Source organism: Methylobrevis pamukkalensis (genome assembly GCF_001720135.1).
Lineage (GTDB): Bacteria > Pseudomonadota > Alphaproteobacteria > Rhizobiales > Pleomorphomonadaceae > Methylobrevis > Methylobrevis pamukkalensis.
The window spans coordinates 1-11792 of the sequence record NZ_MCRJ01000126.1 but is presented as its reverse complement, the minus strand read 5'-3'; the positions used below and the strand labels follow the sequence as shown (position 1 = coordinate 11792).

At 67.9% G+C, this 11792-nt stretch carries 12 protein-coding genes and 1 pseudogene; 9 read left to right on the top strand and 4 right to left on the bottom strand.

Features of this window, described 5'->3' with window-relative positions; genetic code table 11:
• Positions 1-30: 30 nt before the first annotated feature.
• The 3 genes from A6302_RS17230 to A6302_RS17220 form a co-directional block, all read right to left on the bottom strand.
• On the bottom strand, positions 31-927 hold the full coding sequence (locus A6302_RS17230) for an NAD(P)/FAD-dependent oxidoreductase (RefSeq protein ID WP_069308076.1): 897 nt from the start codon (positions 925-927) through the stop codon (positions 31-33).
• Positions 917-1375, bottom strand: coding sequence for an Rrf2 family transcriptional regulator (locus A6302_RS17225; RefSeq protein WP_069308075.1), 459 nt, complete (start codon positions 1373-1375; stop codon positions 917-919). Before A6302_RS17225 ends, A6302_RS17230 begins: the two co-directional genes overlap by 11 nt.
• Positions 1376-1471: 96 nt before the next feature.
• Entirely contained in the window at positions 1472-3544 is a 2073-nt protein-coding gene (locus tag A6302_RS17220; RefSeq protein WP_069308074.1) for a S9 family peptidase, read from the bottom strand.
• A 224-nt stretch (positions 3545-3768) separates the two neighbouring features.
• Here A6302_RS17220 and A6302_RS17215 point away from each other — a divergent pair, with 224 nt between their 5' ends.
• Entirely contained in the window at positions 3769-4182 is a 414-nt protein-coding gene (locus A6302_RS17215; protein WP_069308073.1) for a DUF3830 family protein, read from the top strand.
• 15 nt (positions 4183-4197) lie between these two features.
• Here the strand turns inward: A6302_RS17215 and msrB are convergent, their stop codons facing one another.
• Positions 4198-4617 (bottom strand): peptide-methionine (R)-S-oxide reductase MsrB, encoded by a 420-nt coding sequence (msrB, locus tag A6302_RS17210; protein WP_069308072.1) that lies wholly within the window; start codon positions 4615-4617, stop codon positions 4198-4200.
• Positions 4618-4744: 127 nt separating this feature from the next.
• Here msrB and A6302_RS17205 point away from each other — a divergent pair, with 127 nt between their 5' ends.
• From A6302_RS17205 to mnhG, 8 genes and pseudogenes are all read left to right on the top strand, one after another.
• Positions 4745-5455, top strand: a complete 711-nt coding sequence (locus tag A6302_RS17205) for a GNAT family N-acetyltransferase (protein WP_069308071.1) — start codon at positions 4745-4747, stop codon at positions 5453-5455.
• Between the two features lie 300 nt (positions 5456-5755).
• Positions 5756-8131 (top strand): putative monovalent cation/H+ antiporter subunit A, encoded by a 2376-nt coding sequence (locus A6302_RS17200; protein WP_069308070.1) that lies wholly within the window; start codon positions 5756-5758, stop codon positions 8129-8131.
• Positions 8128-8546 (top strand): annotated as a pseudogene (locus A6302_RS17195) (Na+/H+ antiporter subunit B). Before A6302_RS17200 ends, A6302_RS17195 begins: the two are co-directional and overlap by 4 nt.
• Positions 8547-8548: 2 nt before the next feature.
• On the top strand, positions 8549-8926 hold the full coding sequence (locus A6302_RS17190) for a Na+/H+ antiporter subunit C (protein WP_069308069.1): 378 nt from the start codon (positions 8549-8551) through the stop codon (positions 8924-8926).
• A gap of 5 nt (positions 8927-8931) precedes the next feature.
• Positions 8932-10521 (top strand): Na+/H+ antiporter subunit D, encoded by a 1590-nt coding sequence (locus A6302_RS17185; RefSeq protein WP_069308068.1) that lies wholly within the window; start codon positions 8932-8934, stop codon positions 10519-10521.
• Positions 10518-10994: a Na+/H+ antiporter subunit E gene (locus A6302_RS17180; RefSeq protein WP_069308067.1), complete on the top strand. Its 477-nt coding sequence runs from the start codon at positions 10518-10520 to the stop codon at positions 10992-10994. Before A6302_RS17185 ends, A6302_RS17180 begins: the two co-directional genes overlap by 4 nt.
• Positions 10991-11338 (top strand): cation:proton antiporter, encoded by a 348-nt coding sequence (locus A6302_RS17175; RefSeq protein ID WP_069308066.1) that lies wholly within the window; start codon positions 10991-10993, stop codon positions 11336-11338. Before A6302_RS17180 ends, A6302_RS17175 begins: the two co-directional genes overlap by 4 nt.
• On the top strand, positions 11335-11682 hold the full coding sequence (gene mnhG, locus A6302_RS17170; protein ID WP_069308065.1) for a monovalent cation/H(+) antiporter subunit G: 348 nt from the start codon (positions 11335-11337) through the stop codon (positions 11680-11682). The genes A6302_RS17175 and mnhG overlap by 4 nt, the downstream gene beginning before the upstream one ends.
• Positions 11683-11792: the final 110 nt, after the last annotated feature.

Genomic DNA, 11792 nt, shown 5'->3' with positions numbered 1-11792 from the left:
CCGGCGAGAGGGCTTGCGGGGCTCGAAGGGTCAGGCGTGGAATGCCTCGATCAGCGAGCGGTGCGTCGCCGCGCCCGTCATGGCGCCGTCGCCGACCGCGAGCGCGACCGAACCAGCCGCCCGCGCGACATCGCCGCAGGCAAAGACGCCGGGGATGCTGGTCTCCTTCATGGGAGAGGTCCGGATGAACGGCCCCATCGGCCCTTCGTCCATGTCGCAGCCAAGGTCGGCCGCGACGGTGCTCGCCATCCGTGTGCGGGGCATGAGGAAGAGGCCGGCAAGATCGATGGAGTGCCCACCTTCCAGTTCCATGGTCGCGCGTTCGCCGCCGACGGCAAGGACACGATCCTCGACCACGCTGACACCGCGCTGCGCGAGGGCGGTCCTCTGGCTGTCGTCCGGATGCCAGGCGCCGTTGGTGAAGAGCGTGGTCGGCCCCCATTCGGGGATCAGCATCGCGTGATGAAACCACATCGGCGCCGTGGCGAGGACGCCTAGAGGACCCCGATCGAGTTCGTAGCCGTCGCAGTAGGGGCACATGAACACGCTCCGGCCCCAGCGTTCCGCAAGGCCGGGAATCTCGGGCAGCGTGTCGACCACACCGGTCGCAAGGACGAGGCGCCGGCCCTCATGGGTGTCGCCGCCTTCGACCCGGACACGGAAGCCGTCATCGATGGGGTGAGCACCGGACACGTCGCCCTCGATCCAGGTCACGGTCGGATAGCGAAGCAACTGGGTGCGGGCCCGCTCGGCGATCGCGCCGGGGGCCTCGCCGTCGCTGCCGAGAAAGCCGTGCGCGGCATGGGCAAAGCGGTTGCGGCGCCGGCCGGCATCCACGACGAGGACGGTGCGGCGGGCTCTAGCCAGTTGCAGGGCAGCCGACATCCCCGCGTAGCTGCCGCCGATGATGACTGCGTCATGACGCATGGTCCGGGCCTCCGTGTTGGTGGACTGAGGATCGATGCCGGCGCAGTTCGTCGGCAAGGGAGGCGAGGGTGACCTCGCCAAGCCGCTGCAGGAGCCGGGTTTCCGCCTCGGCGAGGGCGTCGCCAAGCGCATGGTTCACGGCGCGCTCGACCAGACACACCGGATCTTCGGTCTTGTTGCCGATCGCGAAGATCTCGGGCGTGCCGAGGGCGCGGTAGATGTCGGCGAGCGTGACGGCCGTCAGGTCGCGGGCAAGACGCCAGCCGCCGCCGTGCCCCTTTTCGGAGGTCACCAGACCGGCCTCCCGCAGGCCGGCCATGGTCCGGCGCACCACGGCGGGATTCGTCGACATGCACTTGGCGAGCACCTCGGACGTGACCGGGGCGGTGTGGTCGGCCATGTGCAGCAGGGCATGCAGGGTGGCCGACAGGCGGCTGTCTCTTTTCATGTAACTTCAAATGATACATGAAAGCGCAAACGTCAAGCCCCCGCCGCACCGGCGGGGGCTTCAGGCCGGCGCAGACTCACACCTTGCCGGCGATCTTCAGGCGAAGGCGTAGCGGACGGCGTATTCGCGCAGGGCGTCGAATCGGCCGGAGGCGCCGCCGTGGCCGGAGGTCATGTCGACGTCGAGGAGGACCGGGCCGGGACCGGTGGTCAGTTCTCGCAGGCGCGCGACCCATTTGGCCGGCTCCCAATAGGTGACGCGCGGGTCGGTGAGGCCGGCGATCGCCAGCACCGGCGGATAGGGCAGCGCCGCGACATTCTCGTAAGGCGAATAGGCGAGGATGTTGCGGAAATCCTCTTCGCTGGTGATCGGGTTGCCCCATTCGGGCCATTCGGGCGGGGTCAGCGGCAGTGTGTCGTCGAGCATGGTGTTCAAGACGTCGACGAAGGGGACGACGGCGATGATGCCGCCGAAGAGGTCCGGCGCCATGTTGGCGACCGCGCCCATCAGCATGCCGCCGGCCGAGCCGCCCATGGCGACGATCTGGCCGCGTGTGGTCAGACCCTCGGCGACGAGATGCTCGCCGCAGGCGACGAAGTCGGTGAAGGTCTTGGTCTTCCCGCCCTTGCGCGCCGTCCGGTACCAGTAGTCGCCCTTGTCGTTGCCGCCGCGGATATGCGCCGTGGCGTAGATGAAGCCGCGGTCGACCAGCGACAGCACGCTGGTGGAGAAGGACGCGGTCATGGCGATGCCATAGGCGCCGTAGCCGTAGAGCATCACGGGGGCCGAGCCGTCGAGCGGCGTGTCCCTGGCGTAGAGCAGCGTCAGCGGGATCATCTCGCCGTCGGCGGCCGGCACCTGCAGGCGGCGGGCGACATAGGCCTCCGGATCGTGGCCGGAGGGCACCTGCTGCTCCTTGCGCAGCACCCGCTCGCGGGTGGCCATGTCGTAGTCGTAGACGCGCGAGGGCGTAGTCGGCGACGAGTAGGTGAAGCGCAGCATCGACGTCTCGAACTCGAAGCCGTCCATCATGCCGAGGGAATAGGCCTCCTCGGCAAAGTCGATCGCGTGTTCCTCGCCGGTCGACAGCTGGTGGATGACGATCCGCGGCAGGCCGTCCTCGCGCTCGATCCGCACCATGCGGTCGCGGTAGACGGTCATGCCGAGGATCAGCCGGCCGGAGCGGTGGGGAACGAAGTCGCGCCAGTTGGCGCGCGAGGGATCGGCGACCGGGGCGGTGACGACCTTGAAGTCCGGCGCGTCGGCATTGGTGAGGATCAGGAAGGTGGCGGTGCCGTCGTCGTCGAGGCCGTATTCGACGCCGGTCTCGCGCGGGGCGATCAGCCTCGGCTCGGCCAGCGGATCGTCAGCCGGGATCACCCGCAGCTCCGACGTCTCGTGGTCATGGATGTCGATGACGATGAAGCGGCCGGACTGGGTCTTGCTGACGCCAAGGAAGAAGGACGGGTCGCTCTCCTGGTAGACGAGCACGTCGCTCTCCACCGGGGTGCCGACCTCGTGGCGGAAGATCTTCTCGGTGCGGTGGTTCTCGTTGAGGACCGCATAGAACACGTGGCGTCCGTCCGCCGACCACACGCCGCCGCCGGCGGTGGAGGGGATCTCGTCGGCAAGGTCGGCGCCGGTGGCAAGGTCGCGGAACTTCAGCGTGTAGTATTCCGAGCCCTTGTCGTCATAGGCCCAGGCAAGGCGGCTGTGGTCCGGGCTGTGCGAGGCGCCGGCAAGCTTGAAATAGTCCTTGCCCTTGGCCAGCAGGTCCGCATCGATCAGCACTTCCTCGGTGCCGCCCTCCCGCGGGCTGCGCACGAGTTTGGGATGCTGGGCGCCCTGCTCGTAGCGGGTGCCGTAGGCCCAGGGGCCGTCGGGGGCGGGGACGGAGCTGTCGTCCTCCTTGATGCGGCCGCGCATCTCGGCGACCAGCGTGTCCTGCAGCGCCTTGGTGTCGGAGAGCCAGTCGGCGGTGTAGGCGTTCTCGGCCTCCAGATGGGTTCGGATGTCGGGCTCCAGCAGGCTCGTGTCGCGGAACACCTCCTGCCAGCGGGCCGAGCGCAGCCAGCCGTAGTCGTCGGTGATCTCGATGCCGTGGACGGTACGGACAACGGGGCGCTTCTCGGCATGCGGCGGCGTGAGCGGGGCGGCGGAACGGGTCATCGGACGGGCGACCTTGTTGGCTGAGACTGGGGCTGGGGCGGGCTTGGCGCCCGGACGACATGGCGCGACACGGGAGCGGAGAGATCGCACCCGCACGGCCGCCGCGCAAGGGGAGCACCGGGCGGAAGCGCCTGATCGGCCCTCTCGATCCGGTACGGATGTCGTAAAGTGAGCGCAGCGAATCGCATCACGGGCCGGATCATGCCGGCAGGGAGACAGCAGGAATGACGAAGCTCAAGATCACGGCCGGCCCCTACACCTTCGACGCCCGGCTGGAGACCGAGAAGGCACCGGCGACCTGTGCCTCGTTCCTCAAGCGCCTGCCCTTCGAAAGCCAGGTTGTGCATGTGCGCTGGAGCGGCGAGGGCGTGTGGATGCCGCTCGGCGACATGAATTTCGACGTCGGCTACGAGAACCACACGAGCTATCCCGCGCCGGGCCAGATCATCCTCTATCCGGGCGGCATCAGCGAGACCGAGATCCTGCTCGCCTATGGCGGCGTGCACTTTGCCTGCAAGATGGGCCAGCTGGCCGGCAACCACTTCATCACCATCAGCTCCGACCTCGACAAGGTGACGGAGCTCGGCAAGATGACGCTGTGGAAGGGTGCCCAGCCGATCCGTTTCGAACTCGCCTGATCGCGCGACGCGGCCTCAGCCCTGGCGCGTGACCGGCGCAAGGGCGAGGGCGTTGCCGTTCATGCAGTAGCGCAGGCCTGTCGGCGCCGGCCCGTCGGGGAAGACGTGGCCGAGATGGGCGTCGCAGGCCGCGCAGCGGATCTCGGTGCGGCGGGTGAAGAAGGACCGGTCGGAATGCTCCTCGACCGCCTCCGGCCGCAACGGTGCGTAGAAGCTCGGCCAGCCGGTACCGGAGTCGTATTTGGTCTCGGACGAGAACAGCGGGCTGTCGCAGCAGACGCAATTGTAGATGCCGGGGGTCTTTGCATCCCAGTAGGGGCCGGTGAAGGCGCGCTCGGTGCCGTGCTCGCGGGTGACGCGATACTGGTCCGGGCTCAGCATGGCCCGCCATTCGGCGTCGGAACGGGTGATCTTGGTGGTTGGCCGGTCGGTCATGACACTCCCTCGCAAGTCCTTGGTGTCTGCGCGTGATATGGTGTTTTCCGGCGGTTCGGCAATGCGGGGATGCGGGAAACGGCGCCGCGTGACAGGCCTCGCGGCGGCAGGGGAGGGGAAGCGGCCCATGACGTCACGGACCAACGACTTCGGCCAGCCGATCGGCGATGCCTTGCCGGACTGGGCGCCGGCGCCATGGCCGCCGGCAACGCCGATGAGCGGACGCCTGGTGCGCCTTGAGCCGCTGTCGGCCGCGGCCCACGGCGACGCCCTGTTCTCCGCCTTCGCGCTCGACCCGGAGGGCCGGAACTGGACCTACATGAACATCGGTCCCTTTCCCGAACGCGGTGCGTTCGATGCCTGGCTGGCCTGGGCCGAGGCGAGCCGTGACCCGATGTTCCACGCGGTCGTCGATGTGGCGAGCGGCGAGGCGGTGGGCTTTGCCAGCTACATGCGGATCGACCCGGCCGCCGGGGTGATCGAGGTCGGCTACATCATGTTCTCGCCGCGCCTGCAGCGCACCGCCCACGCCACCGAGACGATGTATCTGATGATGGCCCGCGTGTTCGACGAACTCGGATACCGGCGCTACGAATGGAAGTGCGACAGCCTCAACGCGCCCTCGCGCCGGGCAGCGGAGCGCTTCGGCTTCACCTTCGAGGGCATCTTCCGGCAGGCGACGGTCTACAAGGGCCGCAACCGCGACACCGCGTGGTTCTCGATCCTCGACGGCGAATGGCCGGCGATCGCCGCCGCCTTTCGGGCCTGGCTCGACGCGAAGAATTTCGATGCCGATGGCCGGCAGATCGCGCCGCTGCGGGCTCAGGGTCCGCGTTGAACGCGTGCAGCGGGAGCAGGAACCGCCGGTATGGGCGGCCGCGACGAGGCATAGACCCAGTCGAACATGTCCGTGAGCAGTCTATCGGCGCGCGGGGCGGGCAGATAGCCGCTCGTCAACCCCCGCACGCGCCCGCCTTATTGACAATTCCTTGATCGTTTTATGGGACAAGACTCCCGAAGGATTGTTGCCCAGCACGAATCGTCCGGCTAGGTCTGACGTACGAACCCTGCCCACGCAGATTCGGCGTCCCGCGGCTGTCGACGAGCCCTGGCAAGGCCGGACCACGAGAGCGAGTTGATGACGAGCGACGCCCACGACTGGATCTTTCTTGCCGCCGCCGCCCCGTTTCTGGCGGCTCTCGTCGCCCCGCTGCTTCATCGCCTCCTCGGCCCGCTCGCCGGCTGGCTGCTCGCGCTGGTCCCGCTCGCCATCTTCGTCGGCTTCTGCAGCCTGATCCCGGCCGTTTCGGCCGGCAATGCGGTCACCGTCGGCATCGACTGGATGCCCGCCTACGGCTTCCGGCTCTCCTACTTCATCGACGGGCTGAGCCTGCTCTTTGCCCTGCTGATCACCGGCATCGGCACCTTCATCGTCATCTATGCGGGCGGCTACCTGAAGGGCCATGCGCAGCAGGGCAGGTTCTATTCCTACATCCTGATGTTCATGGGCGCGATGCTCGGCCTGGTGCTGGCCGACAACCTGATCCTCCTGTTCATCTACTGGGAACTGACCTCGATCACCTCCTTCCTGCTGATCGGCTTCGATCACACCCGCAGGGCCTCGCGCCGCGCCGCGCTGCAGGCGCTGCTGGTGACCGGCGCCGGCGGCCTCAGCCTGATGGCCGGCGTGCTGCTGATCGCCGCCGTCACCGGCACGAAGGAAATGTCGCAGGTGCTGCTGACCGGCGACATGCTGCGCTCCTCGGCGCTCTACCTGCCGATCTTCCTCACGGTTCTCGGCGGCGCCTTCACCAAGTCGGCGCAGTTTCCCCTGCACTTCTGGCTTCCCAACGCCATGGAGGCGCCGACGCCGGTGTCCGCCTATCTCCATTCGGCGACGATGGTGAAGGCCGGCGTCTATCTCCTGATGCGCACGCAGCCGGTCCTCGGCGGCACGGACCTGTGGATGACGGTGCTGCCGCTGTTCGGCGGCGTCACGCTGCTGGTCGGCACCCTTCTCGCCGTGCGCCAGACCGACCTGAAGCTGATGCTCGCCTACACGACCGTCGCCTCGCTCGGTCTGCTGGTGATGCTGACGGGCACCAGCAACGAGATCGCGATCAAGGGCGCGGTGCTCTATCTCTTCGCCCATTCGCTGTTCAAGGGCGCGCTGTTCATGGTCGCCGGCTGCGTCGACCATGAGGCCGGCACCCGCGACATCCGCAAGCTCGGCGGACTGCGCCAGGCGATGCCGATCACCTTCGGCGCCGCACTCGTCGCCGCCATCTCCATGGCCGGCCTGCCGCCGATGATCGGCTTCATCGCCAAGGAAGTGCTCTACGAGGGCCTCGTCGATGTCAGCTGGCTGCTGGTGATCGTCGCCGTCGCCGGCAACGTGCTGATGTTCGTCGTCGGCTTTTCCGTCGCCCTCAAGCCGTTCCTCGGTCCGCAGGTGCACACGCCGAAACATGCGCATGAGGGACCGGTCTCGCTGTGGCTGGGGCCGGTGGTGCTGGGCGCGGCCACTCTCTTGACCGCGCTGGCGGTGGGCTGGACCGGCGATGCGCTGATCGTGCCGATGACCGCCGCGGTCTACGGGCAGCCGGTGACGGGCGAACTCCATCTCATCCCGCAATATGTCGGCTGGGCGCTGCTGCTCTCGCTGGTGACGATCGGCCTCGGCGTTGCCGCCTACCGGGTCGTCGACGTCCTGCGCAGCCGGATCGATCATCTGGTCTCGGCCATCGGTTGGGGGCCGGACCGCGGCTTCGACCAGTTCGTGGCGCTGACCGTCGCCGGGGCGACGCGGCTGACGCGCCTGCTGCAGCCGGGCCGCCTCGAGGTCTATCTCACGACGGTGATCGTGCTCACGGTGGCGACCCTGCTGCTGCCGATGATCGCCTACGGCACGCTGCCGTCGATGCCGACCGGCATCGACCTGACTTATTACGAGGGCACGATCTTCCTGATTGCCCTGCTCGGCCTCGTCGCGGTGCTGCGGGCGCGCACGCGTCTCATCGCCATCGTCTCGCTCGGCATCCAGGGCTTTGCAGTCGCCCTGATCTTCATGCTGTTCGGCGCGCCGGATCTCTCCTTCACCCAGTTCATGGTCGAGACCCTGTCGGTCGTGATCCTCGCCCTGGTGATGACGCGGCTCAATGTCGCCGAACGCGACCACCGGCCGACGCGCCAGCGCCTGATCGACGGCACGATCGCGGTGGCGGGTGGCGCCGGCTTCGGCCTGTTGCTGCTTTCGGTGACGCAGGTGCCGTTCAACCGCAAGCTCACCGACTTCTTCGACGCCTACAGCCTGACGATCGCCCACGGCCGCAACATCGTGAACGTGATCATCGTCGACTTCCGCGGTCTCGATACGCTGGGCGAGATCACTGTCGTGATGATCACCGGCCTCGCGATCCTCGCGCTGGTGCGCATCAGCGGCCGCGCCCGGATCGCGGTCGTGCCCGAAGAACGGGCCGCGCCCGACGCCACCGATCCGAGGGTCCGCTCATGAACACGGTGATCTTCCGCACGGTCGCCCCGTATCTGACCAGCCTGATGCTGCTGTTCTCGGTCTACGTGCTGCTGCGCGGCCACAATGATCCGGGCGGCGGTTTCATCGGCGGCCTGATCGCCGCCTCGGCCTTCGCGATCTACGGCCTGTCGAGCGGCGTCGATGTCGTGCGGCGCTCGCTCTACTTCCATCCGATGACGATTGCCGGCGCGGCGTGCTGACGGCAACGCTCAGCGGCATGCTGTCGATGGCCTTCGGCCAGCCGTTCATGACCAGCCAGTGGGTCTTCCCGGTGATCTTCGGGGCCGAAGTCGCCCTGTCCACCCCGATGATCTTCGATATCGGCGTCTACCTCGTCGTGACGGGCGCGATCACCTCGATCGCGCTCTGTCTCGAGGAATACGACAAGGAGTGACCATGGAAGCCGCCATCGCCGGCCTTGTGGCCGCCTTCTTTGCCGCCAGCCTCTACCTGATGATGTCGAAGCAGATCATCCGCATCCTGCTCGGCGTGGCCATTCTCGGCAACGCGGTGAACCTCCTGCTGTTCACCTGCGGGCGCCTGACGCGCGAGGTGCCGCCGATCATCGCCGGCGACGCCATGGTGCCGGACGGGGTGACCGCCAACGCGCTGCCGCAGGCGCTGATCCTGACCGCGATCGTGATCTCCTTCTCCTTCTTCGCCTTCCTGCTCGTCCTTGCCTTCCGCGCCTATCAGGAACTCGGCACCGACGACACCGACCAGATGCGCATCGCCGAGCCGCTCGGCGAAGCCGGCCCGCCGACGGGATACTGACACGCATGGCAACCGCAAACGGCCCCGAGGTCGATCTCGCGCTGGCGATGATCACCGTGCCGACCCCGCTCTCCGACTGGCTGGTGATCCTGCCTGTAGTGATCCCGCTCGCCGCGGGGTCGCTGGCGCTGGCGCTGCGCCGCCGGATCGGCGTGCAGCCGTCCATCGCGATCACCGCGCTCGCCCTGCTGCTGCTCGTCGACGTGGCGCTGCTGCTGAAGGTGCTGGCCGAGGGGCCGGTGGTGATGGTGATGGGCCGCTGGCTGCCGCCGTTCGGCATCGCCTTCGAGGCCGACGCCATGGGGGTGATCTTCGCCACCGCGGCGGCCTTCGTCGCGCTGTTCGGGGCGATCTACGCGCGGGCCGAATTCAACACCACCGAGCGGCGCTACGGCATCTATCCCTTCCTGCTGCTGCTGATGGGCGGCGTGTCCGGCGCCTTCCTGACCGGCGACCTGTTCAATCTCTACGTCTGGTTCGAGGTGCTGCTGATCTCGTCCTTCGGCATGATCGTGATGGGATCGGAAAAGGCGCAGATCGACGGCGCGGTGAAATACGCGCTGCTGAACCTCGTCGCGACGACCCTGTTCCTGATCGCCACCGGCCTGCTCTACGGCACGCTCGGCACGCTCAACATGGCCGACATCGCCCGGATCACGCCGACGCTGCCGGCCGACACGCCGCTGATCGGGATTGCGGCGCTGTTCTTCCTCGCCTTCGGCATGAAGGCGGCGGCCTTTCCGGTGAACACCTGGCTGCCGGCCTCCTATCACACGCCGCGGGTGGTGGTCTCCGCGCTGTTCTCGGGCCTCCTGACCAAGGTCGGCGTCTATGCGCTGCTGCGCACGCTGGTGCTGCTGCTGCCGGTGCAGGCGGCGGCCTGGAGCGGGATCGCCGCCTGGGTCGCGGCGCTGACCATCCTCGTCGGTGCGCTCGGCGCGCTCGCCCAGTCGGATCTGCGCCGGATGCTCGGCTATCTCATCATCTCCGGCATCGGCGCGATGCTGGCGGCCCTCGCGGTGCCGAGCGAGAAGGCCGTGACCGGTGCGCTGTTCTACGCGGTCCACTCGATCATCGTGATGACCGCGCTCTATCTTGCGGCCGGCGTGATGGCGCGATGCAGCGGTGGCAGCTTCGACCTGCGCCGCCTCGGCGGGCTCTACGGCGCCAGCCCGCTGCTGGCCGGCGTGTTCCTGGTGCTTGCGCTGGGTGTCGCGGGCCTGCCGCCCTTCTCCGGCTTCTGGCCGAAGCTGATGCTGGTGGAGGCGACGCTGGAGGCCGGCGCCGGATGGCTTGCCGCCTCGATCCTCGTCGGCGGCTTCCTGACGACGCTCGCGGTCGGCCGCGTCTGGCTGTTCGCCTTCCTGCGCGGCGGGCCGGAGACGGTCGCCGACGGCACGTCCGCCTTCACGGCGACGCCGCTCGGCACCCTCGAGATCCGCCTGTCGCTGTGGGTGCCGCTGCTGGTGCTGACCCTCGCCATCATCCTGCTCGGCCTGTTCCCGGCGCCGCTGCACGTGCTCGCCACGATCGCGGCCTCCGGCCTGATCGACCCGGCCGAGTACATCGGCGCGGTCTTCGGAGGCGCCCCATGAAGGCCCACTATCTCTCCAACATCCTGTTCGCCCTGCTGTGGGCGGCCATCACCGGCTCCTACACGCTGCCCAATCTGGTCTTCGGCTTCGTGCTGTCGCTGCTGACGCTGCTGATCGTGCGGGAGTCGATCGGCACCGTCCAGTATTTCACGCGCGCCCGGAAGATCCTGTCGCTGGCGATGCTGTTCTTCTGGGAACTGCTGATGTCGGGCGTCCGGGTTCTGAGAATCGTCGTGCGGCCGCAGATGCCGCTCAACCCGGGCTTCGTCGCCTTTCCGCTGACGGTGCAGCGCGACTTCGAGATCACGCTGCTCGCCAATCTCATCACGCTCACGCCGGGCACGCTGTCGATCGACGTTTCCGACGACCGGCGCTTCATCCACATCCACTGCATCGACGCGCCGGACCCGGAGGCGGTGATCGCCGACATCCGCGACGGCTTCGAGGCACGGATCATCGAGGCGTTCCGATGACGACGGCCGGTTTCCTTCATGTCTGCATCATGGTGACGCTCGGGCTTCTCGCCATCGCCTTCCTCATGGTGGTGGTGCGGATCATGCGCGGCCCGACCTTGCCCGACCGGATCGTCGGCCTCGACCTGCTGGTCGGCATCGCCATCGGCTTCATCGCGCTCATCGGCATCCAGAGCGGCTACTATCTCTATCTCGACATCGCGATCGCGCTCGGTCTCGTCGGCTTTCTCGCCACCGTCGCCTTCGCCCGCTTCATCCAGCGTCGCGGCAAGGTGGGCGAAACGGTCGATGACAAGTGCGGCGACGACACCGTGACCCCTGCCGGAAAGGGCATCGGCAAATGACCGGTCTTCTCGACATCCTCACGGGGCTTCTGCTGCTCGCCGGCGGCGTTTTCGCCGTGGCGGGTGCCCTCGGCCTGCTGCGCTTTCCCGACGTCTACACGCGCATGCACGCGGCCAGCAAGGCCGGGACGCTCGGCTCCGGCTTCGCGCTGGTCGCGGTGGCGGTCTATGCCGCCGATCTCGGCGTCGCGATCCGGGCGATCGCCGCCGTCATGTTCCTGATGCTGACCGCGCCGATCTCCGCGCATCTCCTCGCCCGGGCCGCGCTGCTCGCCGGCTATCCGCCAGCCCCGGCCACCCGCATGGAACCGGACAGTCCCTCGGGGGTCGACGCCCTCCATTGACCGGCAACGGGCCCGGAAAACGGCGGCTGCAAGCCCGGCGTCATGGTCCGGGTTGTCGTAACGGAATGTCGAACCTGCATATCTGCATTGCGCTGGTGGCAACCGTGAGT